Source organism: Ruegeria sp. AL2, from assembly GCF_056540845.1.
On sequence record NZ_JBQFXM010000007.1, the window covers coordinates 125,200 to 147,041 of the forward strand.

Annotated in this window: 20 protein-coding genes; 13 read left to right on the forward strand and 7 right to left on the reverse strand. The window is 59.8% G+C overall.

The genetic code is table 11. The features are described from left to right. Window positions 1–11 precede the first annotated feature (11 nt). The 4 genes from ACR0ID_RS11595 to ACR0ID_RS11610 are packed head-to-tail and all read right to left on the reverse strand — an operon-like array spanning window position 12 to window position 3,514. A complete protein-coding gene (locus ACR0ID_RS11595; protein WP_480605513.1) occupies window positions 12–1,154 on the reverse strand; it encodes a saccharopine dehydrogenase family protein in 1,143 nt (380 codons plus the stop codon). A 3-nt stretch (window positions 1,155–1,157) separates the two neighbouring features. Continuing rightward, on the reverse strand, window positions 1,158–2,213 hold the full coding sequence (locus ACR0ID_RS11600) for a saccharopine dehydrogenase (RefSeq protein WP_480605516.1): 1,056 nt from the start codon (window positions 2,211–2,213) through the stop codon (window positions 1,158–1,160). Window positions 2,214–2,227: 14 nt separating this feature from the next. Then, entirely contained in the window at window positions 2,228–2,842 is a 615-nt protein-coding gene (locus tag ACR0ID_RS11605) for a glutathione S-transferase family protein (protein ID WP_480474213.1), read from the reverse strand. Window positions 2,843–2,863: 21 nt separating this feature from the next. Beyond that, entirely contained in the window at window positions 2,864–3,514 is a 651-nt protein-coding gene (locus ACR0ID_RS11610) for a histidine phosphatase family protein (RefSeq protein ID WP_480605520.1), read from the reverse strand. Window positions 3,515–3,653: 139 nt separating this feature from the next. Between ACR0ID_RS11610 and ACR0ID_RS11615 the strand changes: the two genes are divergently transcribed. The 11 genes from ACR0ID_RS11615 (at window position 3,654) to ACR0ID_RS11665 (ending at window position 15,522) form a co-directional block, all read left to right on the forward strand. Further along, entirely contained in the window at window positions 3,654–4,850 is a 1,197-nt protein-coding gene (locus ACR0ID_RS11615) for a Zn-dependent hydrolase (protein WP_480605522.1), read from the forward strand. Between the two features lie 288 nt (window positions 4,851–5,138). Next, window positions 5,139–6,233 (forward strand): glycine cleavage system aminomethyltransferase GcvT, encoded by a 1,095-nt coding sequence (gene gcvT / locus ACR0ID_RS11620; protein ID WP_480605525.1) that lies wholly within the window; start codon window positions 5,139–5,141, stop codon window positions 6,231–6,233. Between the two features lie 18 nt (window positions 6,234–6,251). After that, window positions 6,252–6,617, forward strand: coding sequence for a glycine cleavage system protein GcvH (gene gcvH / locus ACR0ID_RS11625; RefSeq protein ID WP_480474211.1), 366 nt, complete (start codon window positions 6,252–6,254; stop codon window positions 6,615–6,617). Between the two features lie 113 nt (window positions 6,618–6,730). After that, window positions 6,731–9,586, forward strand: a complete 2,856-nt coding sequence (gene gcvP, locus ACR0ID_RS11630) for an aminomethyl-transferring glycine dehydrogenase (RefSeq protein WP_480605527.1) — start codon at window positions 6,731–6,733, stop codon at window positions 9,584–9,586. Between the two features lie 196 nt (window positions 9,587–9,782). After that, the gene (locus ACR0ID_RS11635; RefSeq protein ID WP_480474210.1) at window positions 9,783–10,937 is read left to right on the forward strand and encodes a phosphoserine transaminase; all 1,155 of its coding nucleotides are present in this window, start codon (window positions 9,783–9,785) and stop codon (window positions 10,935–10,937) included. Window positions 10,938–11,033: 96 nt separating this feature from the next. After that, entirely contained in the window at window positions 11,034–12,629 is a 1,596-nt protein-coding gene (serA, locus tag ACR0ID_RS11640; RefSeq protein WP_480605529.1) for a phosphoglycerate dehydrogenase, read from the forward strand. A 120-nt stretch (window positions 12,630–12,749) separates the two neighbouring features. Next, entirely contained in the window at window positions 12,750–13,478 is a 729-nt protein-coding gene (locus tag ACR0ID_RS11645; protein WP_480605532.1) for a metallophosphoesterase family protein, read from the forward strand. A 35-nt stretch (window positions 13,479–13,513) separates the two neighbouring features. Continuing rightward, a complete protein-coding gene (serB, locus tag ACR0ID_RS11650) occupies window positions 13,514–14,392 on the forward strand; it encodes a phosphoserine phosphatase SerB (RefSeq protein ID WP_480605535.1) in 879 nt (292 codons plus the stop codon). A 41-nt stretch (window positions 14,393–14,433) separates the two neighbouring features. Continuing rightward, window positions 14,434–14,763, forward strand: coding sequence for an ArsR/SmtB family transcription factor (locus ACR0ID_RS11655; protein WP_480605538.1), 330 nt, complete (start codon window positions 14,434–14,436; stop codon window positions 14,761–14,763). Then, on the forward strand, window positions 14,751–15,179 hold the full coding sequence (locus ACR0ID_RS11660; protein WP_480605540.1) for an SRPBCC family protein: 429 nt from the start codon (window positions 14,751–14,753) through the stop codon (window positions 15,177–15,179). The genes ACR0ID_RS11655 and ACR0ID_RS11660 overlap by 13 nt, the downstream gene beginning before the upstream one ends. A gap of 22 nt (window positions 15,180–15,201) precedes the next feature. Further along, window positions 15,202–15,522, forward strand: a complete 321-nt coding sequence (locus tag ACR0ID_RS11665) for a YciI family protein (protein ID WP_480605543.1) — start codon at window positions 15,202–15,204, stop codon at window positions 15,520–15,522. 5 nt (window positions 15,523–15,527) lie between these two features. Here the strand turns inward: ACR0ID_RS11665 and ACR0ID_RS11670 are convergent, their stop codons facing one another. After that, a complete protein-coding gene (locus ACR0ID_RS11670) occupies window positions 15,528–16,526 on the reverse strand; it encodes an asparaginase (RefSeq protein WP_480546627.1) in 999 nt (332 codons plus the stop codon). A gap of 179 nt (window positions 16,527–16,705) precedes the next feature. Between ACR0ID_RS11670 and ACR0ID_RS11675 the strand changes: the two genes are divergently transcribed. Continuing rightward, window positions 16,706–17,242, forward strand: coding sequence for an invasion associated locus B family protein (locus ACR0ID_RS11675; RefSeq protein WP_480474205.1), 537 nt, complete (start codon window positions 16,706–16,708; stop codon window positions 17,240–17,242). A gap of 342 nt (window positions 17,243–17,584) precedes the next feature. On the opposite strand, the gene ACR0ID_RS11680 is transcribed toward ACR0ID_RS11675, so the two are convergent. Beyond that, window positions 17,585–19,147 carry an arylsulfatase gene (locus tag ACR0ID_RS11680; RefSeq protein ID WP_480605546.1) on the reverse strand — a complete coding sequence of 521 codons (1,563 nt, stop codon included), beginning with the start codon at window positions 19,145–19,147 and terminating at the stop codon, window positions 17,585–17,587. Window positions 19,148–19,290: 143 nt separating this feature from the next. On the opposite strand from ACR0ID_RS11680, the gene ACR0ID_RS11685 reads away from it, so the two are divergent. Continuing rightward, window positions 19,291–20,298 carry a helix-turn-helix transcriptional regulator gene (locus ACR0ID_RS11685; protein WP_260026700.1) on the forward strand — a complete coding sequence of 336 codons (1,008 nt, stop codon included), beginning with the start codon at window positions 19,291–19,293 and terminating at the stop codon, window positions 20,296–20,298. A gap of 490 nt (window positions 20,299–20,788) precedes the next feature. Here ACR0ID_RS11685 and ACR0ID_RS11690 read toward each other — a convergent pair. Next, window positions 20,789–21,842: tetratricopeptide repeat protein (locus ACR0ID_RS11690; RefSeq protein ID WP_480605550.1), on the reverse strand; the 1,054-nt coding region annotated here is incomplete at its 5' end.

Below are 21,842 nucleotides of genomic sequence, written 5' to 3' on the forward strand. Positions count from 1 at the left end.
TTTTCGTGCGATCAGGCCGTATGATCCACGATCTGCAAGTGCTGGGCCAACCTGTCGATCTCGGCCATCCAGCCCTGTACCAGTTTTGGGTCGCTCGGGGCTGCGTGAACGCCTGCCGGGATGGCGCGGTTTAAAACGGCCTCGACGGCAAGTGAAACCGGGATCGATACCAGACGCGCCATTGCTGTGCCGCGCTCATCGCCCCAGGCGTCCATGACATAGGTCTTGTGCCAGACAGGAACGCCGTCTTTCTCGGCTTTCAGTCCAACACACAGCACAACGCGGTCGGGCTCACCTTCGTCATAGGCGTTTTCGCTCCAGAACTGGTCAGACATCTCTTTCAGACGCGCATCCCCTTCCGGGCCCGACAGGGTTTCGATTTCACGGAACACATCCGACCACGCATCCGCCCAACCGTTCAGGCGCAGGGTGCCGCGGACGAATTCTCTGACTGGCCAGTGATCCTCGAACTGGTACTGCGGCTTGAACGGGATCGAGTCGCGGTTGGGATAGACCTCGAAACTTTCCGGCGTTGGCAGCGGCGCGATATAGCTGCTGATCGCATCCCACGGACGGGCAACGTCCAGCGGGGCATAGTCGCGGATCGACTTCGACGGCGACCGCAGCGCCTTGAGCACACCCAAGGGCGACCAGCTGAACTTGTAGCGGAACGGGTTCGGGATCTTGGGAATGCCACCGCAATACGAAATAAAGCTCAGGTGGTTTTGCGGATCGAACGCATCCGAGGCGCGATAGTCATCGACCAGTGCATGGGCCATCAGGTGGTCGATGCCCGGATCCAGACCAACTTCGTTGACCAGCGCCACACCGGCCTCGCGCGCCTTGTCGTCCAGTGCGCGCATTTCGGGCGCGATATACGATGACGACACGAAATTGGCCTGTTTCGCAATCGCCAGTTCTGCCAGTGGTACGTGCCAGTCGCCCGGCAGCATGGACACGATCACGTCGCCCTTCTCAAGCACACCACCCAGAGCGTCGATGTCGAAGGCGCGAATATCGTTGGTCAGGTCCCCAACCTCGGCCCTGGCTTTTTCGACCGTCCGGTTCCAGACAGTGACCTTGTGACCGCCCTCGATCAGACGGCGCAGGCCGGGGATGGCCGACAGGCCGGTGCCACACCAGTGAATCGTCATCGCTCAGATCCCTTCGATATGTGTTTTGTAAGTTGCTTCTGCCCGACCCCAGACGCCGCTGTCCAGATCGGTCAGGGTCAGAAGCGACGGCAAAAGCTGTGCCGCATAATCTTCCGAACTTTCGACCGGCAGCATCGACGGCAGGTTATCGATGGCCATCACGTCCATCACCGGATCGGTTGCCACGCGCAAAGCTGGCGCGTCCCATGTGGTTGCACGGTCATAGACCGGCACCGGGTTGTAATCACTGTCCGGGTCGCAGGCGACATCGCCGATAGCGGTCAGGGTGCGCGGGGCAGTCAACGCCTCACGCGGAACAAAGACCGGGGTTCCGGGGCGCGCGAAGATGCAGTTCAGGAACAGGTCGTGGTCCAGAATTTCCGGAAACGGTCCGCCGTTGGCGGTTTCCGCCATGTCCCATTTGGTGACGTCGACGCCCATCGCGTCGCACAGGTCTGCGGCCCCCGTACCCACGCGACCCAGTGCACCGATCACGATGGCGCGGGGGCGTGGGGCTCCGGTGGCGTCCAACTCGGCCAGCAATTCAGCGTTCAGAACGTCTTTGCCTGCATACACCCCAACCGGCGGGCATGCCTCGCCCCGTTGCTGTGCCGCCCACGTCTTGAGCGTTACCGCAGCACCGGCATACCCGGCCCAGTAACCAAAGGCGGCAACGCGGCGGCCATCTTCGCTCACCAGATATTCCAGGTCATAAAGCGTGCCGCTCCCGGCCTTGAACCGCTCCAGCAGCGCACGACCCGAATGCTGGCCCTTATAGGCATGGCCGAACATGATGTGGCGATGGGGCAGGGGGGTGCCATCTTCGGGCAGTTCCTTGAGGCCAAAGATGATCGCGTCCAGCGGGGCCTCGGGCCACGAATTCTCAGCCGCGATTGCACAGCCAGCGTCCTTGTAGCCATCAATCGGAATGGCGCGGACATGGCTTTCCTCAACCGTCACGCGGAGACCTGCGGCGATCAGTGCCGCGGCCCCTTCGGGTGTCAGCCCCACCCGTTCCTCGTTCGGGCGCTGTTCCGCCCTGACCCAGAGATGTGTCATCTTACTTCCTTTTGTCAGAGCATCCCGGCAGCGCGCACCGCCTGAACCGAAGGCCGTGCCTCCATCGCCTCGCGGAAGGCGATGATCCTGGGGAAGGCCGAGACATCGACGCCGTCGCCTTCCAGCCAGCTGCAAACCACATAAAGATAAGCATCGGCCAGAGAGAACGCGTCCCCCAGAACAAACGGCCCGCGCAGCCCGTTTGACGAGATATAGTCGCAAGATGCAGTCATCGTCTGCGCGACCTTGTCCGTCATGTCTTTCCAGCTGGATTTCTTGTCGGCCCAGCGATGCCCGCGCAGCTTGTGGGCGTGGTTCACATGCATGGTCGAGGCCAGATAGAACATCACCTCGCGCATGCGGGCGGCCATGACCGGATCAGCTGGCACCAACCCGGCCTCGGGTGCCTTGGCCGCAATATATTCCAGCAACGCGCCGGTCTCGGTCAGGATGCCGCCATCGACCACCAGCGCCGGAACGCGCCCCTTGGGATTGATCTGCTTGTAGGCCGGTTTTGTCTGTTCCCCATCGGCAAAGTCCAGCTTGATTGCTTCATAGTCCAGTCCGGCCTCTTCCAGAGCAATCGCAACAGCGACCGAGATGGTTCGGGGTGCGTAATAAAGCTGCATCGGGGATCTCCAATCTGCTTCCTACAGGTGGGTCTGCGCAAACTGCCGGTCGGGTGCTTCCAGATGCGGCACCGCATTGAACAAAACCGGGCTCAGCTGTGCGCCAATCGGGTGCAGACGATGCATCGACGTGTTCATGATGGCAAGGGCCACCCGCGCCATCGACGGGATGTCCAACCCCATCGCCTGCCGCACCACCATCGAGATCAACCCGCCCGAGGTCACGACGATGGCCGGTCCGCCCTCGGTCCCGATCTCGTGCAGCGCATCGCGGACGCGGGCTTCAAACGCGTCGAAGGTTTCCGGAGCGTTCTCGATCTTTCCGCTGGCCCAGGCCGCGAAGGTTTTGGGCAAGTGTTCGACAAATCCCTCGCGGTCGGTCGGGATTTCGACGCCGTGCTGTTCTTCGAACAACTGTGCAAGGGTGAAATACTCGATCTCGTTCAGCCGTGCGTCGCAGACAGGATCGGTCAATCCCATGCTGGTGACCGTCTCGGTGTGGCGGGTCAGGGTGCCACAATAGACGCGTGTATAGTGGCTGCGGGTGTCACGCAGATGCGCGCCCAGCCAGCGGGCCTGTTGATGGCCCAGATCGCTCAGCTTGTCATAGCTTGCTTCGTCGCGCGCTGTCGTGTTTGCCTGCCCGTGGCGCACCAATGTGATATGTGACATGTCGCTCCCTCTTGCGCCGAAGTCTTAGGGCAGGTTCCTTGCCGGGACCAGAGGGGTTTCTTGATCTCGCCGGAAAAACATTCGCAGCTGTCCGGTTTCTGGCTATGGTCGCCCTGACCAACTGCGCCCGGAGGGATTCATGGCCGTCGATCACACGCGTTTTCTGGATGATCTGCACAAGCTGCGTGAATTCGGTGCCTCGGGTGTGGGCAAAGGAGTCATCCGCCCGGCCTATTCAAAAGCGGATATTGCGGCGCGCCAATGGCTGGCGGACCGTATGGCCGACGCAGGTCTGACACCGCATTTCGACCCGGTCGGCAATCTGTTTGGGCTGGCGCCTGGCCGTTCTCTGCTCATGGGGTCGCATTCCGACAGCCAGCCCGAAGGCGGCTGGCTGGACGGCGCGCTCGGCGTGATTGCCGCGCTCGAGATCGCGCGGTCCAGCGACCAGCAGATCTCGGTCGTCAGTTTTCAGGATGAAGAAGGCCGGTTCGGTGTGACCACGGGCTCGGCGGTCTGGTCCGGCGGTCTGCCGCTGGACAAGGCCGATGTGTTGACCGACGGTGCCGGCGTCAGCTTTGGTGAGGCCAGATCTTCCATGGCGAACCTGTCGCAGGGTTTTGTCGATCCCGCGCGGTTCAGTGGCCTTGTCGAGATGCATATCGAACAGGGCCCCTCTCTGGACGCTGCGAACGAGCAGATCGGCGTCGTTACCGATATCGTCGGCATCCGGGACATGTCGGTCACTTTCGAAGGGCAGCAGAATCACGCGGGCACCACGCCAATGCATTTGCGCCGCGATGCGTTTCAGGCGTTGTCACTGTTCAACACGCGCCTCACCGAACGGTTTCGCAACGTGGTGACACCGCAAACCGTCTGGACCATCGGGCGGGTCGACCTTCACCCCAATGCGTCGTCCATCGTGCCGGGTCGGGCGCGGTTCTCGATGCAGTGGCGCGATGGCGATCCGGATCGGCTGTCGCGGATGGAGGAGATCATCCGTACCACAGCGCAGGAAGTAGCCAGCGAACAGGACATGGTATTGACCTACGGCCCTTTGCTCGGGTTGGAACCTGTCACGATGGATCAGACCCTGCGCGCGGCGCTGGAACACGGTGCCGAACAGGTGGCCCCCGGCAGTTGGCGCAGGATGCCGTCGGGCGCGCTGCACGATGCCACAAACGTGTCGCGCCTGATGCCTGTTGCGATGCTGTTTGTGCCGTCAATCAACGGTATAAGCCACGATTTTGCCGAAGATACCGCCGAAAGCGATCTTGTGGCCGGGCTGAGGGTGCTGGATCTCGCAGTGCAGTCACTTGAAGGGCGGGTGCGATAAGGTGCGGGCAAAATACTGTTTTTACAGGCCATTGCGGTTGGTTTGTCTGGTGTTATCGTCGCGCTCGAAACTGTGATCAGCAAACCCTTGCAAAAGCCAAAAGACCAATGTTGCCTAACGGAAAAAAGTTTCCTATAGGAACGCTAAGGATGCATACGCCCGTATACAGACTTGTCCCACAGGCGGTACTCTGGTTCGCAAGTTGACCGGAATCGTTGCAAAATTAATAGCGTGGGGCAGACTGACGGGAATGCGTTCGAAACCGAAAGATACGAAAAGGTATCCAAGATGACCGAGATTAGACGCACGCCGTTGTATGCCTTGCATGTTGAGTTGGGCGGCAAGATGGTTGATTTTGCCGGGTGGGAGATGCCAGTTCAGTATCCGCTGGGGATCATGGGCGAGCATAAGCAGTGCCGCGAGAAGGCGGCGTTGTTTGATGTGTCGCATATGGGTCAGGTGATTTTGCGGGGTGAGAACGTGGGCGCGAAGCTGGAAGCTCTGTGCCCGCAGGCTTATGCGACGCTGAAGGAAGGCAAGGCGCGGTACGGGTTCTTCACCAATGCCGAAGGCGGGATCATGGATGACCTGATCGTGTCGAATGCGGGGGATCATTACTTTGTGGTGGTGAACGCGGCGCTGCGCCATCAGGACATTCCGCATATGCGCGACAATCTCGAAGGTGTCGAAGTGACCGAGATCTTCGACCGCGCGCTGGTGGCCGTGCAAGGTCCCAAGGCCGAGGACGTGGTGAGTGCGCTCTGCCCTGCGGCGCGCGACCTCAAGTTCATGGAAACCACGATTGCTGACATCCTGGGTGTCGAATGCCGCATCTCGCGGCTGGGATATACGGGTGAGGACGGGTACGAGATCTCGATCCCCGAAGACAAGGCGATCGAGATTACCCGGGCGTTCCTGGCGCATGAGGATTGCGAACCGGCGGGTCTGGGCGCGCGCGACAGCCTGCGGCTGGAGACGGGTCTGTGCCTGTACGGCAATGACATTGACCAGAGCACCTCGCCGGTCGAGGCCAGCCTTGGCTGGGCGATGCAGAAACGCCGCAAGGAAGAAGGCGGCTTTCCGGGTGCGGAACGTGTGCAGCGCGAACTGGCCGAGGGGCCTGCGCGCAAGCTGGTGGGCATCAAGCCCGACGGCCGCGCGCCCGCGCGTCAGGGGGTCGAGGTGCAATGCCTTGAGGGCAACACCATCGGTCAGATCACCTCGGGCAGCTTTGGCCCCACGGTCGGCGGCCCGGTTGCAATGGGCTATGTGTCCGCGGGCCATGGCGAGCCGGGCGAGAAGGTCAACCTGATCATCCGGGGCAAGGCGCAACCGGCGCAGATCGTGGCGCTGCCCTTCGTCAAACAGAATTACAAGCGTTGAAGTCAGGAGAGAGACACCATGGCAACCTATTATTCCGAAGAGCATGAATGGCTGGCGGTCGAAGGCGACACGGCCACGCTGGGCATCACCAAACACGCGGCCGAGCAGCTGGGTGAGGTGGTCTTTGTCGAGCAGCAGGAAGTGGGCGACGAGTTCGACAAGGACAGCGAGATCGGCGTGATCGAATCCGTCAAGGCCGCCTCCGAGCTTTACGCGCCGGTTGATGGTGAGATTATCGAGGTGAACGAGGCGCTGGCCGACAATCCCGGCGCGCTGAACGACGACCCCGAAGGCGAGGCCTGGATCTACAAGATCAAGATCGCCGATGCCGCGCAGCTGGAAGATCTGATGGACGAAGCCGGCTACAAGGCCTTCATCGGCTAAATCCGGCCCGGAGCCCCAGAGACCGGGGCTCCCCGCTTCATCTTTTTCCAAATACTCCCGCCGGAGGCATCTGCCAGAGCGGCCGGGCGAGACATTCTTTGAGGAGCGCTGCAATGGCCTTCAAACTGACCGACTACGAAGCCTATGACTTCGCCAATCGCCGCCACATCGGCCCGTCGCCCACCGAGATGCGCGACATGCTGCAGGTGATCGGCTTCAAGACGCTGGACCAGCTGATCGACGCCACCGTCCCGCCCGCGATCCGGCAGAAGGAGCCGCTGGACTGGGGCCCGGCGATGACGGAACGCGATGCGCTCTTTCACATGAAGCAGGTGGCGGGCAAGAACAAGGTTCTGACCTCGCTGATCGGTCAGGGCTATTACGGCACCACCACCCCGGCGCCGATCCTGCGCAACATCCTGGAAAACCCGGCCTGGTACACCGCTTACACGCCCTATCAGCCCGAGATCAGCCAGGGCCGGCTCGAAGCGCTGCTAAACTTCCAGACCATGGTCAGCGACCTGACCGGGCTCGATGTGGCCAACGCCTCGCTGCTGGACGAAGCCACTGCCGCGGCAGAAGCCATGGCAATGGCCAAGCGCGGCGGCCGGTCCAAGGCCAATAACGCGGCCTTCTTCGTCGACCGCAACTGCCATCCGCAGACCATCGCGGTCATCAAAACCCGCGCCGAGCCGCTGGGCATCGACGTGCAGGTGGGCGATCCCGATCAGCTGGATGCAGGTGCCGTCTTTGGTGCAATCTTCCAGTATCCGGGCACCCATGGCCATGTGCGCGACTTCACGAACGAGATCGCGGCGCTGCATGAACATAACGCCATCGCCGTTGTCGCCGCCGACATCCTGTCGCTGGCGCTGCTGAAATCCCCCGGCGAGATGGGCGCGGATATCGCCATCGGCTCGACCCAGCGCTTTGGCGTGCCGATGGGTTATGGCGGCCCGCACGCCGCGTATATGGCGACCACCGACAAGCTGAAGCGCTCGATGCCGGGCCGGATCATCGGGGTCAGCATCGACAGCCGCGGCAACAAGGCCTACCGCCTGGCGCTGCAGACCCGCGAGCAGCACATCCGCCGCGAAAAGGCGAACTCGAACGTCTGCACCGCGCAGGCGCTGCTGGCGGTCATTGCCTCGATGTATGCGGTCTATCACGGACCCGACGGCATCAAGGCGATCGCGCAATCGGTGCACCGCAAGACCTCGCGCCTGGCCGCCGGTCTGGAAGAGGCGGGCTTTGCGGTGGAACCCGAAGTGTTCTTCGACACCATCACGGTCGAGGTCGGCCACCTGCAGAACGTGGTGATGGAGGCCGCCGTGGCCCGTGGCGTCAACCTGCGCAAGGTCGGCGAGACCCGCGTGGGCATCAGCCTGGACGAACAGACCCGCCCCGAAACCATCGAGGCGGTCTGGGGTGCCTTCGGCATCGACCGCAAGGATGACAGCTCGAACAAGCAATACCGCCTGCCGGATTACGCGCTGCGCGAAAGCGAGTACCTGACCCACCCGATCTTCCACAAGAACCGGGCCGAGGCCGAGATCACCCGCTATATGCGCCGTCTGGCCGACCGCGATCTGGCGCTGGACCGGGCGATGATCCCGCTGGGCTCGTGCACCATGAAGCTGAACGCCACGATCGAGATGATCCCGGTCACCTGGCCCGAGTTCGGCAACCTGCATCCCTTCGTGCCCGAAGATCAGGCGCGGGGCTATCACGAGATGATTGCGGACCTGAACGACAAGCTGTGCCAGATCACCGGCTATGACGCAATCAGCCAGCAGCCCAACTCGGGCGCGCAGGGCGAATATGCGGGCCTTCTGACCATCCGCAACTATCACTTCGCCCGTGGCGAAGGGCAGCGCAATGTCTGCCTGATCCCGACCTCGGCCCATGGCACCAACCCGGCTTCGGCGCAGATGGTGGGCTGGCAGGTTGTGCCGGTGAAATCGGATGACAAGGGCAACATCGATCTGACTGACTTCCGCGAAAAGGCGGAAAAGCATTCGGACCATCTGGCCGCCTGCATGATCACCTACCCCTCGACCCATGGCGTGTTCGAGACCACCGTGCAGGAGGTCTGCCAGATCACCCATGATCACGGCGGTCAGGTCTATATCGACGGCGCCAACATGAACGCCATGGTCGGCCTGTCGCGCCCCGGTGACATTGGCGGCGATGTCAGCCACCTGAACCTGCACAAGACCTTCTGCATCCCGCATGGCGGTGGCGGCCCCGGCATGGGTCCGATCGGCGTCAAGGCGCATCTGGCCGAGCATCTGCCGGGCCACCCGGAATATGGCACCGCCGTGGGCCCGGTCTCGGCGGCCCCCTTCGGCTCGCCCTCGATCCTTCCCGTCTCATGGGCCTATGTGCTGCTGATGGGCGGTGCGGGGCTGACGCAGGCCACCAAGGTGGCGATCCTGAACGCCAACTACATCGCGGCGCGGCTCAAGGACGCCTATCCGATCCTCTACACATCGGAAACGGGCCGGGTGGCGCATGAATGCATCCTCGACACAAGACCGCTGGACGAGGCGGCGCATGTCACCGTCGACGATGTGGCCAAGCGTCTGGTCGATTCAGGCTTCCACGCCCCCACGATGAGCTGGCCGGTGGCCGGAACCCTGATGGTCGAGCCCACCGAATCCGAACCCAAGGACGAGCTCGACCGTTTCTGCGACGCCATGCTCTCGATCCGCTCGGAAGCGCAGGACATCATCGACGGCAAGATCGACGCGGAAAACAACCCGCTGAAAAACGCCCCTCACACGGTGCGTGATCTGGTCGGCGACTGGGACCGCCCCTACACCCGCGAACAGGCCTGCTTCCCTCCGGGCTCCATGGGCGTCGACAAATACTGGTCCCCCGTCAACCGCGTCGACAACGCATACGGCGACCGAAACCTCGTCTGCACATGCCCACCCATGGACGCATACGAAGACGCCGCAGAGTAACACAACCCAACCCCGCCGAAACATCGGCGGGGTTTTTCGCCAATCGGAAACGCGTGTTCTGATTTGTGCCCGTTTCAGATGTCGTTTTCACCCGGTAAAGCGTCTTTTCTGCTTGCTGCAGGTGCGAAGGCCCCCTAGGTCTGTCCGTGGGACACCCCTCCCCAACGAGGGGCGTGTATCTGGAAGGGTAATACACATGACGATCGAACAACCGGCGACGCGGCCGGCAAATCCGCGTTTTTCTTCGGGCCCCTGTGCCAAACCCCCCACATTTGACCTGACAAAACTGGCTGATGCCGCATTGGGCCGGTCGCACCGCGCCGCTGTCGGCAAGGATAAGCTGAAGGCGGCCATCGAAGGCACGCGCGAGATTCTGGGCATTCCGGCGGATTACCGCATTGGCATCGTTCCCGCCTCGGACACCGGCGCGGTTGAAATGGCGCTGTGGTCTTTGCTGGGTGCGCGCAAGGTCGAGATGCTAGCCTGGGAAAGCTTTGGGTCCGGCTGGGTGACCGATGTGGTCAAGCAGCTGAAGATCGACGCCGAGGTGAAGACCGCGGATTACGGGCAGATCGTTGATCTGGCCTCGGTCGATTTCGCAAATGACGTGGTGTTCACGTGGAACGGCACAACCTCGGGTGTACGGGTACCCAATGGCGACTGGATTGCCGATGACCGCCAGGGCCTGACGATCTGCGATGCAACCTCGGCGGCCTTTGCGATGGATCTGCCCTGGGACAAGCTGGATGTAACAACCTTCAGCTGGCAGAAAGTGCTGGGCGGCGAAGCGGCCCACGGGATGCTGATCCTCAGCCCGCGCGCCGTTGAACGGCTGGAAAGCTATACCCCCGCATGGCCGCTGCCCAAGATTTTCCGCCTGACCAAGGGCGGCAAACTGATCGAAGGCATCTTTACCGGGGCAACGATCAACACGCCGTCAATGCTGGCGGTCGAAGATTATCTCTTTGCGCTGGACTGGGCGCGATCGGTGGGCGGATTGCAGGGGCTGATCGCGCGTGCGGATGCCAATGCGGGTGCGGTACACGCGTTCTGCGACCAGAACGGCTGGATCGCAAACCTGGCAGAGGATGAGGCGACACGGTCGAACACTTCGGTCTGCCTGAAGTTCACCGACGCGCGTATTCAGGACGGTGCAGCCTTTGCCAAGGCAGTCGCCAAGCGACTTGAAGCCGAGAATATCGCACTTGATATCGGCGCTTATCGCGACGCGCCTGCGGGCCTGCGCATCTGGTGCGGCGGTACGGTTGAAACCTCGGATATTCAGGCGATGCTGCCCTGGCTGGCATGGGCCTTTGCGACCGAGATCAAAGCGCAGGCGCAGGCTGCCTGAGTTTCATGTGCCGGGCTGAAGCCCGGCCTACCCCATCACTGATGTAAGGCGGGCGTCAGCGCGCTACCCTCTGAAGAATTCAAAGGACCAACCAAAATGGCTCCCAAAGTACTCGTATCCGACAATCTCAGCGAAACCGCAGTGCAGATTTTCCGCGACCGCGGCATCGACGTGGATTTCATGCCCGAGCTGGGCAAAGACAAAGACAAGCTTGCCGAGGTGATCGGTCAATATGATGGCCTCGCCATCCGTTCAGCAACCAAGGTTACACCGACCCTTCTGGAAAAAGCCGACAGGCTGAAGGTCATCGGCCGCGCCGGGATCGGCACCGACAATGTCGACAAAGAGGCGGCCTCGAAAAAGGGTGTGATCGTGATGAACACACCCTTCGGCAACATGATCACCACCGCCGAACACGCCATCGCGATGATGTTCGCCGTGGCGCGGCAAATCCCCGAGGCCAGCACCTCGACCCATGCGGGCAAGTGGGAAAAGTCCAAGTTCATGGGGATCGAGCTGACCAACAAGACACTGGGCGTGATCGGTGCCGGTAACATTGGTGGCATCGTGTGCGAACGTGCGTTGGGCCTGAGAATGAAAGTCATCGCTTATGATCCTTATCTGGGCGAAGAGAAAGCGTCCAAGATGGGCGTCGAAAAGGTCGAACTGGACGAACTGCTGGCGCGCGCCGATTTCATCACCCTGCATGTGCCGCTGACGGATCAGACCCGCAACATCCTGAGCCGCGAGAATCTGGCCAAAACCAAAAAGGGTGTACGGATCATCAACTGTGCCCGTGGCGGTCTGGTCGATGAAGTGGCTCTGGCCGAAATGCTGCAATCCGGCCATGTTGCCGGAGCGGCCTTTGACGTGTTCAGCGAGGAACCCGCCAAGGATAACGCGCTGTTCAACCTGCCCAACGTGGTCTGCACGCCCCATCTGGGCGCGGCGACCACCGAGGCGCAGGAGAACGTGGCCTTGCAGGTGGCTGAACAGATTTCGAACTACCTGCTGACGGGCGCGGTCGAGAACGCGCTGAACATGCCCAGCGTGACAGCGGAAGAAGCCAAGCTGATGGGGCCGTGGATCAAGCTGGCAGGTCATCTGGGCAGCTTCATCGGCCAGATGACGGATGAGCCGGTCAAGGCGATCAACATCCTCTATGACGGTGTGGCCGCTGAAATGAATCTGGCTGCGCTGAACTGTTCGGTGGTCGCGGGGATCATGAAAAAGTTCAACCCCGAGGTGAACATGGTCTCGGCCCCTGTGGTCGCGAAAGAGCGCGGGATCAAAATCTCGACCACCAATCAGGACAAGTCGGGTGTTTTTGATGGCTATATCAAGGTCACGGTCGTAACGGACAAGCGTGAACGGTCGATCGCGGGTACGGTGTTCAGCGATGGCAAGCCGCGCTTTATCCAGATCAAAGGCATCAATATCGATGCCGAGGTCGGCGCTCATATGCTGTACACCACCAACGAAGACGTGCCCGGCATCATCGGCACGCTGGGTCAGACCATGGGTGAAAACAACGTTAACATCGCCAATTTTACCCTCGGCCGTACAGAGGCTGGCGGCGAAGCGATTGCGTTGCTTTATGTCGACGAACCGGTCCCGGCCGAAGCACGGGCAAAGCTTGCCGAAACAGGCCTGTTCACGCAGATCAAACCGCTGGAATTCGACGTCGCCTGATCGCGGCTGTTGAGTTTAAGAAACAGTTCAGGACCCGGTTATACGAATACCCGGGTCCTTTCTTCTCTGATTTCGCAATCTGAGTCACAAGCGAGCTGACTCATGCCGCCGGAGGATTCTATGACATTGCCAGTCTATGCCATTGGTGATCTGCACGGGCAGGTGGCCGAACTGGACCGCGCGCTGTCTCTGATCCAAAGCGATGGCGGCCCCGATGCGCAGATCGTGTTTCTTGGTGATTACGTGGATCGCGGCCCTGACAGTCGCGGGCTGATCGACCGCCTGATTGCCGGGCGTGATGCTGGCCGGAACTGGATTACTCTTCTGGGCAATCACGACCGCATGTTTGCCTGGTTCATGGAGGACACTCCGCGCCACGATCCGCATTTGTTGGTGGGATACCACTGGCTGCATGACAGGTTGGGCGGGGTCGACACCCTGCGCAGCTATGGGGTGGAATTCGAAGGTCAGATCCGCCTTGAAAACCTGCACCGTATGGCTCAGACAGCCGTGCCGAAGTCGCACCTGACCTTCCTGCGCGATCTGGTGGTGATGCATCAGACGCCCGAGATTGTCTTTGTTCATGCGGGTATCCGTCCGGGTGTGCCGCTGAATGAACAGCAGGCAAGTGATCTGATCTGGATCAGACAGGACTTCCACGACTACCACGGCCCGCATCCCAAACTGATCGTTCATGGTCACACGCCTGTGGATCAGGCGACGCATTATGGCAACCGGATCAATCTGGACACGGGGGCCGGATACGGACGCCCGACGGGCGTCGCTGTATTCGAGGGACAGAATTGCTGGGAACTGACCGAACAAGGTCGAACACTGTTGACGCCCTGACCGTCCCGCATGGGTATGACACTGGAGATTGGAATATGTACGTCGCCACTTTGCTGACCAGCCCGGTTGCACCCTCGCTGGACCGTGCCTTGCCTGAATCGCTGCGCAACGCGTGGGGCGGTGGAGATGTCCTGTGGCTCAGCCCGGACGAGGCGGTCGAGTTTGAGCTGAGTGACATGCCCGCCAATCGCTGGGACGTTTGGGCAGACTTGCAAGGCATGGGCGTGGACCTGATTGTGCAGCCCGCACAGGGGCGGCGCAAAAAGATGCTGTTGGCCGATATGGACAGCACCATGATCCAGCAGGAATGCATTGACGAACTGGCGGATGAGGCTGGCGTCGGCGAAAGGGTCAAGGACATCACCGCCCGCGCCATGAACGGAGAGCTGGATTTCGAAGGTGCCCTGATCGAACGGGTTGGCCTGCTGAAGGATCTGGATGAAAGCGTCATTGGCAAAGTCCTGCGCGAACGGATCACCCTGATGCCCGGCGGACAGGCGTTGCTGGCAACGATGCGGGCCAACGGAGCCTATGCTGCACTGGTGTCCGGTGGCTTTACCGCCTTCACCGCGCGGGTGGCAGAGCTGCTGGGGTTCGATGAAAACCGCGCCAACACTCTGCTGGCCGCAGATGGCAAACTGACGGGCGATGTGGCGCGTCCCATATTGGGGCGGCAAGCCAAGATCGAGGCGCTTGAGCAGATTTCCACGCGTCTTGGGTTGTCCGAAAATGACGTGATCGCCGTGGGCGACGGGGCCAATGATCTGGGCATGCTGGGGCGGGCCGGAACCGGCGTTGCCCTTCATGCCAAGCCGTCGGTGGCTGCGAAATGCGACGTGCGGGTGAATCACGGCGACCTGACGGCACTGCTTTACCTGCAAGGGTACAGTCGCGCGGATTTTGTCGAATCCTGACAGGGCTTTTCATTATTTAACATTTGTGTTAAATATAGGTCATGAGCACGCTTCTGACCACCTTTTCCGCTTTGTCCGATGCCACCCGGTTCTCGATTGTCGAGCAGCTGATGGAGCAGGGCGAACTGCCCGCCGGTGACCTGATCGAAGGGCGCGGAATGTCCGGTGCTGCGATTTCGCGCCATCTGAAAGTGTTGCGCGAAGCTGGGCTGGTTGAACAGCGCGTGCTGGGCACCCAACGGATGTACTCCATCCGGTCCGACGGGCTGCGGATGATTGCCGACTGGACGATCTCCAAACGGCAATTCTGGGAAAGCAGCCTCGATCGCCTCAGTGATATCATCGAAAGGGAGAAGTCATGGCCGACCTGAAACTGGAACGGGACTTCCCCGTCAGCCCAGAGGATCTGTTTGCATGGATCAGCGACGGCAGCCGGTTGTTGCAATGGTGGGGGCCCGAAGGGATGCATGTCCCCGAGCATAATCTGGATTTCTCGCGCACCGGCCCGTGGTATTCGGTCATGGAAAACAGCGAGGGCCAGCAATACAAGGTCTCGGGCCACGTCACGCATATCGACCCTCCAAACTCGGTGGGGTTTACCTGGGGCTGGCATGACGATCAGGATCAGCGCGGGGCCGAAAGCCACGTTTCCTTCACAGTCACAGCGACGGGCACAGGGTCACGCTTGGTTTTGGACCACCGCGAACTGGCCGATGCCGAAGCAGCCGCGAACCACAATCAGGGCTGGACGTCTTCGCTGCGCAAACTCGAAGCGAAGTGCAAATAAGGTTTCATCAGGGAGGAGCGATATGCCCCAGTATTTGTTTGTCTATCACGGGGGACACACCCCGACCGACCCCGCCGAGATTGAGGCGACCATGGCCGCTTGGGGCGCATGGTTTCAGGGTATGGCCGAAGCGTTAGAGATCCCCGGCAACCCGGTCGGACAGTCCTATACGGTCAGCAGCAGCGGGGTTCTCGACAATGGCGGCGCAAACCCGGCCTCGGGCTTTACCGTGATCAAGGCCGACAGCATCGAAGCCGCGACCGAGATGGCCAAGGGCTGTCCGATGGTCGTCAACGGCTCGGGCTCGGTCGAGGTGGCCGAGGTGCACGAGATCGAGATGTAGGGGCCTTAGCCGGGGAAACCCGGCGCAGGTTTGATCACTCCGCATTCCAGCCCCCGGCGGCTGTATTGCGTGGCGTTCATGAATTTGCGGGTGGCCGGGTGATCGGCCTCCAGCACACCAAGGCTCACCAGAATAGCGGCGATGGCACATTCGCTGGCCCGTGTGGTGCCATCGGTGATCTTCAGCGCAACGCCCATGCGTTTTTCCGGGATGATGGCCACAAACACCGCCTCGGCTCCGGTCTTGATGGCAACACGCCCGTTCATGGCGCGCATCAGTTCGGTGCAGGCACGGGTCTCACCGGCTACCAGTTCCGGATGTTTCACCATCGCCGCCACCAATTGCACCGCCGCCTCGCTGGAACGGTCGGACCGATCCGAGGCGCTGGCGAACCATGCCATCGACCGGGCCAGCCCGGCCAGCGACACGGCGAAATTCGGGGCGGAACAGCCGTCAATACCGTAACCGGGGCTGGTTTCGCCTGACGTCTCTTCGATGGCAGACAAGCAGGCCTGCTGCACCGGGTGATCGATTTCCAGATATTCCGGCCCTGCGCCCATATGCTGACCCAGTGTCAGGAAACCACAATGCTTGCCGGAACAGTTGTTGTGGATCTGGCACGGGGTGTCATCCGCCAGGATCAGCCGATCCCGCGCGGCAGTGTCCGCTGGCTCCTGTGGCCCGCAGCGCAAGTCGTGCTCGCTCAGCCCCAGATGATCAAGCCACGCTGTTACGCGGTCGGTATGGATCGCAGCCCCGTTGTGTGACGCGCAGGCCAATGCAAGATGTTCGCTGTTCAATCCGTATTTTGCAGCGGCTCCCGACGTGACCAGCGGAAGCGCCTGAATCATCTTCGCGGATGAGCGCGGATAGATAACCGCCTGCGGGTCGCCCCAGCTGCGCACGATCTGGCCAGTGTCGTCGCAAATGACCGCATGGCCCAGATGCAGGCTTTCCAGCAAGTTGCCACGCCACAGTTCTGTCATTGCTACGGGCTGCGTCATCTGTACCTCCGAAATTAATGCGCAAAATTCTGCCAATCGCCCTTTCGCCTGTGGCGAAACCTGCGTTAGTGTGTGTATGTCGGCAATCATCGGAATGCGCAACGGAATAGACGGGCCGGAAGGGTTCGCAGCCATGTCCGATGGATTTGAGGTATCGGTCGAGCTAGGAGGCTGGACAAATGGGATCAATGCTCGTTCGTACGATTGCGGGCCTGTGTGTGGCAGGCATCGCCGCGACTTCTGCAATCGCCCAGCAGGCGACAAGCACAAACCGGGTTGCCGCAAAAACGGACTGGAGCGTTTTTGTCGAAGATGATCCCACCGAATGCTGGAGCGTTTCGGCCCCCAAGGAAACCGTGAACACCCGGGGCGGGCGCGTCGTATCCGTGCGGCGCAGCGACATTCTGTTGTTTGTGTTCTATCGGCCCAATGCCGAGGTCAAAGGACAAGTGACCTTTACCGGCGGGTACCCGTTTGCTCCGGGATCGACGGTGAACCTGAATGTCGACGGGTCCGAGTTTGAACTGTTCACCGAAGGTGAGTGGGCGTGGCCTGCGTCAGATGCAGATGACGCCAAGATCGTCACCGCGCTGAAACGCGGAACCGAGGCTGTTCTGACTGCCCGGTCCGAACGCGGCACGCAAACCAAGGACACCTTCTCGCTGCTGGGCTTTACCGCAGCAATCGAAGACGCCGAAAAGCGCTGCACCAAGTAAGCACCCCGACCTAAGCAAATGGTCGCGTCTTTGGCGGCGCTTTTCTTATGTGGACTTCCGTCAAGTGGGTCAGTCCATGCTGCGATTGCTCAATCCGCCCTCAAATGGCAGGATTGAGCCCAGTCCGGAAGTACTTCGGTACCGATGCTCGCACCTGCAGCAACGCGAACGCCAAAATTGCTAGCCACGCCGCAGAAATTTAAGCGGCCGTTTAGTCACGCTGCAGCTAGATTTGCAACGCCCATTGCGGCTTTGCGAATAGAACTGCCGGTTGCTTTGGATCCAAACAAAGCGACCGCAAGATGCGGTCACTCTTAGAAATTTGTTCAAAGACTAATTGCTTCAGCCGCCCTGGTTCCTTTGCAAGCTCTCCAGCACTTGGTCGATCGAGAAACTCGCAGGCTTTTGTCGGGGCGGATAATTCTCGAATGTTGACAAGAATTGCGCAACAAACGCCTGAGCAGGGACCAAGAGATAGGTCCGGTCGAGCCGCCATCTTGAGTACCCGATTGACTCGTGCTCCGCCCGTTCGAACGGATCGGTGTAAAGGTCGATGATCTTTGGTAGCCGCAGGAACGTCAGGGGCTCCTGCCAGACGTCAAACCCATGAGCGCGCTGTTCCGCAAAGACGACCTTCCAGCGATTATAGCGGAGGTTCATCAGGTCGCCACCGTCCGAGAAGTACAGGAACTCTCGCCGTGGACCTTCTTCTGCCTCACCCCGGAAGTAGGGCATGAAGTCATACCCGTCCAGGTGCACCGGCTCGTTGCCCTCGCCAAAAGGCGCCTCGGTCAGCATACGTTCTTTCATGTCTCCATCGCCGAGCGCCGACATCAGCGTTGGGAACCAGTCGAGGTGGCTGATGATCTGGTTAGATTTTCGACCCGGCTCGATCACGCCCGGCCACTTGACCAGCAACGGAATGCGGAATCCACCCTCCCAGTTGTCGTTCTTTTCGCCCCGGAACGGCGTTGTGCCGCCATCTGGCCACGAGAAGACTTCGGCGCCGTTATCGGTGGAATACATCACAACGGTGTTGTCGGCGATGCCAAGCTCGTCGAGCTTATCCAGCATTTGCCCGACCATGCCGTCATGCTCCACCATTCCGTCCGGATAGACGCCGAGGCCGGTGACGCCCTCACTTTCCTCCTTGAGACGTGTATGGATGTGCATCCGCGTGGTGTTGTACCAGAGAAAGAATGGCTTATCCTGATCTACCGCGCGATCGATAAAGTCCAACGCCCCGGCGGTGACCTCTTCATCGATGGTCTCCATGCGCTTCTTCGTCAGTGGACCTGTATCTTCGATCTGCCCGTCAGCGGTTGATCGGATAACGCCGCGCGGACCGAAGTTCTCGCGAAACTCAGGGTTCTGAGGATAGTCGACGTTCTCTGGCTCTTCCTCAGCATTGAGGTGGTAAAGGTTGCCGAAGAACTCGTTGAAACCATGGTTGGTTGGAAGGTGTTCATCCCTGTCACCGAGGTGGTTCTTGCCGTATTGCGCGGTCATATAGCCTTTCGACTTCATGTACTCGGCAATCGTCGGGTCCTTCTCGGACATACCTTCGGGCGCACCCGGCAGACCGACTTTGAGCAGGCCGGTTCTGAAGCCGGATTGCCCCGTGATGAAGGAGGCCCGCCCCGCGGTACAGGACTGTTCGCCATAAGAATGCGTAAACAGCATCCCTTCGTTGGCGATCCGGTCGATGTTGGGCGTCTGATATCCCATCATGCCCTGATTGTAGGCACTGATGTTCCAATATCCGACGTCGTCGCCCCAGATGATCAGGACGTTTGGAGGAGCGTCCTGAGCTACGACAGCTGTAGCGGAGACTGTTAAGCCAATTCCAATAATCACTCCGGACAACGGTCGGCGAGCGAATTGTAATAATTCGGGCAATCTCATTTGTGTCCTCCCAAAACGTAAATCCTGGTTTAGTTTGACAGGTTAGCCGTGATTGCGCTTAGCTTTTCCGGCCAAGAGACGGAGGTGTTTACGCCTGCTCTTACCTAGGGCGGAGTTCTTTTTGGGCTGTTGAGAGAGAAGACATGGCGAACCTGAACCTCGTTATCGCGCAGGCTATCAAACCGGCCATCAGTGCATCAGATTTGTCACTGTACACCTTGGAACGTATCGCTGACCGCGCCGGGCTGCCACCAAGTATCGTTGAGAACCCAGCGGGTATTGTGCCGCTGCATGCGGTCGAGTTTTTTCTTGCCCTTCTCCAGCAAAAGGTAGGCGAACAAAGCTTTTTGTTCAGAAGTCTCGAGCTTGACCCAGAAGAAAACAGGCAGACGCATTCAGTCGTTGGCATCCCGCTTCCCTGCGGCTTAACGAATTTCGAAGGGCTGAATCACCTGACCGAGAAGTTCAACAGTTTTATATCAGGAGCACGCTTTTTCTGTCATAGGCAGGGCGATCGTTTTTGGATTATGCGAACCACGGCCGCGACGGATTGGTCGGATGAATGGCCCACGCTTCAATACAATCTGGCTATAATGCAACTCGCAACCCGGCGCGTACTCGGCTGCAGCGTGCTCCCAGTCGCGCTGGCCCTACCCATGTTTCCAGAAAAGGTCGAGTTGCATGACGAGCTTCGCCACATTCCTGTGGTCCAATCAAAAGATCACTTTGGTATTGCTTTCGATCTGATAGGTATCGTTGACCGAAACTTCACGCTTTCTCCAACCAGCAGGACCGTTCTCGATGAAGAACCGCTTCCGATTGACTCCAATCTGAGACAATCAATCATTAGTTGCCTTTCGACATTTTTGACGTTGTCGACAACGGACAGTCTATCCGACCGAGTAGCCAAAGCCTTCGGCATCAGTACGCGAACATATCGGCGCATCTTGGCTGAGCATGGAACGAGTCATGCTCGTCTCCTGGCGGATGCTCGTCTAAACCTCGCGACAAAACTGCTTTTGCAAGACAACTGCAGTATCACCGAAACTGCATTGGAACTGGGTTACGGATACCCCGGTGATTTCACCAGATTCTTCAAAAAGCGAATGGGAGTTACTCCGGCCGAATTTCGTCAAATATACTTCAAATAAACGTTTAAACAGACTAATTGCTATGACTGTGCAACCGCTTTAGTGGCTGCAAGACAGTTACCGAACGTCGCGAAAAGTTTTTTGCGTCTACGAATTTATTCGCCTTATCATTTCGATAACGGGCTTGAAGCCACGAACGACCGGTTCCGTTTACCGTGCTGTCAGCCGCTTTCAACGACCGCTTCCGGATAAATCGCGTTGCAATGCCGCGACAGGCTTCGAAAGTAAGCGGTCGCATTGAGGCCAATTTCGCTGCATTAGCTTCGGGCGGGTTTGTCCGCAACCCGGTCATTCCTCAAGTTTTCGTCGACTTCCGCTCTTGTGCGAAGCTTTTGTTGAGAGCGGAAACCGCGATCTTTCGCGACCAAACGACTGATCAGCGGCTCTTAGCTGTCATCAGAGAATAACAGTCAGATGACCGGTTCGAGCTCTGAGTGCGTTTTTCCGCGCGATGAATGATTGTCTGCAATGCCGTGATTGCGGGACGCCATCAATGCTGAGGCATTCCGGAAGCCTCCATCGCGACAAGCCAGCGATCCAGTGCCCCGGGGGCGGTCCACATCCGGGATTCTATGCCCTTCACCCGCGAAACGGTCCAGTCAGGGTTCTCCGCAAGATAGTCGCTCATGGCTTTTGCCGCATTGTCTTTGTCGCCAAGGCAATGGTGAATGGCCGCAAGGAGTTTGTTTGCCGCGACCGGCATCGAGGGCGCTGATTTGAACGAGTCCAGAGCGGTGTCACAGTCCCCTTTCTGCCACAACGCCCACGCCTTGTTCCATTGCAGGTCAAAGTGTTTGAGCGGGTCAATGCGCTCCAGCTGACCAAGTGTCGCCAGGGCCTCATCCGTCTTGCCCTGATATATCTGCGATACCGCGAGCCCGTTGCCAACGATGGTGGACGAAGGATTCAATTCGATCCCGCGCTGGAATGCGCGTGCCGCGTCTTCGACATTGCCGTCGAACATCAAGGCCCGCCCGAGCGCATGGTAGGCCAGGAAATTGTTGGGATCGAGCTCGACGCCCCGGCGGGCGAGATCGTTCATCCGTTTGCGCAGGGCCACTTCGTCGCCTTCGATCCAGCCATTGTGGAGCCCGATACGCAACGACAGGGCCTGCCCCAAAAAGCCCCAGGCGGAGTCCGGGTAGTCCTTCATGGACTGTTCCTGTTCCTCGATATTGATCAGCAGGTTTTCGCGGGTGAAGTTGCGCATGATCCGGCTTTGCGCTGCATTCGAGATCATCAAGGCGCTGACATCGCCAGCGGACATGCTGGCATCCGCGGTATCAATCACGTTTGTGCCCACAGCCTTGGCGATTATTCGGCTGATTTCGCTGTTTGCCTCAAGCATCGCACTCAGCGGCACGTCGAACTCATCCGCCCAGATATGGGCTTCTGTTGCGCCGTCGATCAACTGGGCGGTGATCTTCAGCCGCGAGCCGTCATATTGCTGGCTGGTATTGCCAAGTTGTTGCCGGCCGATTGTGAAGCATTGGAAAAGTAGGGTTATGCTGCCATTTCGGCGGTGTAAGCGGCCCAGAGACTGA

Bases quoted from the DNA above. Each gene is read 5' to 3' on its own strand.
- gcvT (WP_480605525.1), top strand. From the start codon at position 5,139: ATGACCGAGATTAGACGCACGCCGTTGTATGCCTTGCATGTTGAGTTG.
- ACR0ID_RS11605 (WP_480474213.1), bottom strand. From the start codon at position 2,842: ATGCAGCTTTATTACGCACCCCGAACCATCTCGGTCGCTGTTGCGATT.
- ACR0ID_RS11670 (WP_480546627.1), bottom strand. From the start codon at position 16,526: ATGACGCAGCCCGTAGCAATGACAGAACTGTGGCGTGGCAACTTGCTG.
- ACR0ID_RS11615 (WP_480605522.1), top strand. From the start codon at position 3,654: ATGGCCGTCGATCACACGCGTTTTCTGGATGATCTGCACAAGCTGCGT.
- gcvP (WP_480605527.1), top strand. From the start codon at position 6,731: ATGGCCTTCAAACTGACCGACTACGAAGCCTATGACTTCGCCAATCGC.
- ACR0ID_RS11610 (WP_480605520.1), bottom strand. From the start codon at position 3,514: ATGTCACATATCACATTGGTGCGCCACGGGCAGGCAAACACGACAGCG.
- ACR0ID_RS11675 (WP_480474205.1), top strand. From the start codon at position 16,706: ATGGGATCAATGCTCGTTCGTACGATTGCGGGCCTGTGTGTGGCAGGC.
- ACR0ID_RS11635 (WP_480474210.1), top strand. From the start codon at position 9,783: ATGACGATCGAACAACCGGCGACGCGGCCGGCAAATCCGCGTTTTTCT.
- ACR0ID_RS11685 (WP_260026700.1), top strand. From the start codon at position 19,291: ATGGCGAACCTGAACCTCGTTATCGCGCAGGCTATCAAACCGGCCATC.
- ACR0ID_RS11595 (WP_480605513.1), bottom strand. From the start codon at position 1,154: ATGACGATTCACTGGTGTGGCACCGGCCTGTCGGCCATCCCCGGCCTG.
- ACR0ID_RS11655 (WP_480605538.1), top strand. From the start codon at position 14,434: ATGAGCACGCTTCTGACCACCTTTTCCGCTTTGTCCGATGCCACCCGG.
- ACR0ID_RS11645 (WP_480605532.1), top strand. From the start codon at position 12,750: ATGACATTGCCAGTCTATGCCATTGGTGATCTGCACGGGCAGGTGGCC.
- serA (WP_480605529.1), top strand. From the start codon at position 11,034: ATGGCTCCCAAAGTACTCGTATCCGACAATCTCAGCGAAACCGCAGTG.
- gcvH (WP_480474211.1), top strand. From the start codon at position 6,252: ATGGCAACCTATTATTCCGAAGAGCATGAATGGCTGGCGGTCGAAGGC.
- serB (WP_480605535.1), top strand. From the start codon at position 13,514: ATGTACGTCGCCACTTTGCTGACCAGCCCGGTTGCACCCTCGCTGGAC.
- ACR0ID_RS11665 (WP_480605543.1), top strand. From the start codon at position 15,202: ATGCCCCAGTATTTGTTTGTCTATCACGGGGGACACACCCCGACCGAC.
- ACR0ID_RS11680 (WP_480605546.1), bottom strand. From the start codon at position 19,147: ATGAGATTGCCCGAATTATTACAATTCGCTCGCCGACCGTTGTCCGGA.
- ACR0ID_RS11660 (WP_480605540.1), top strand. From the start codon at position 14,751: ATGGCCGACCTGAAACTGGAACGGGACTTCCCCGTCAGCCCAGAGGAT.
- ACR0ID_RS11600 (WP_480605516.1), bottom strand. From the start codon at position 2,213: ATGACACATCTCTGGGTCAGGGCGGAACAGCGCCCGAACGAGGAACGG.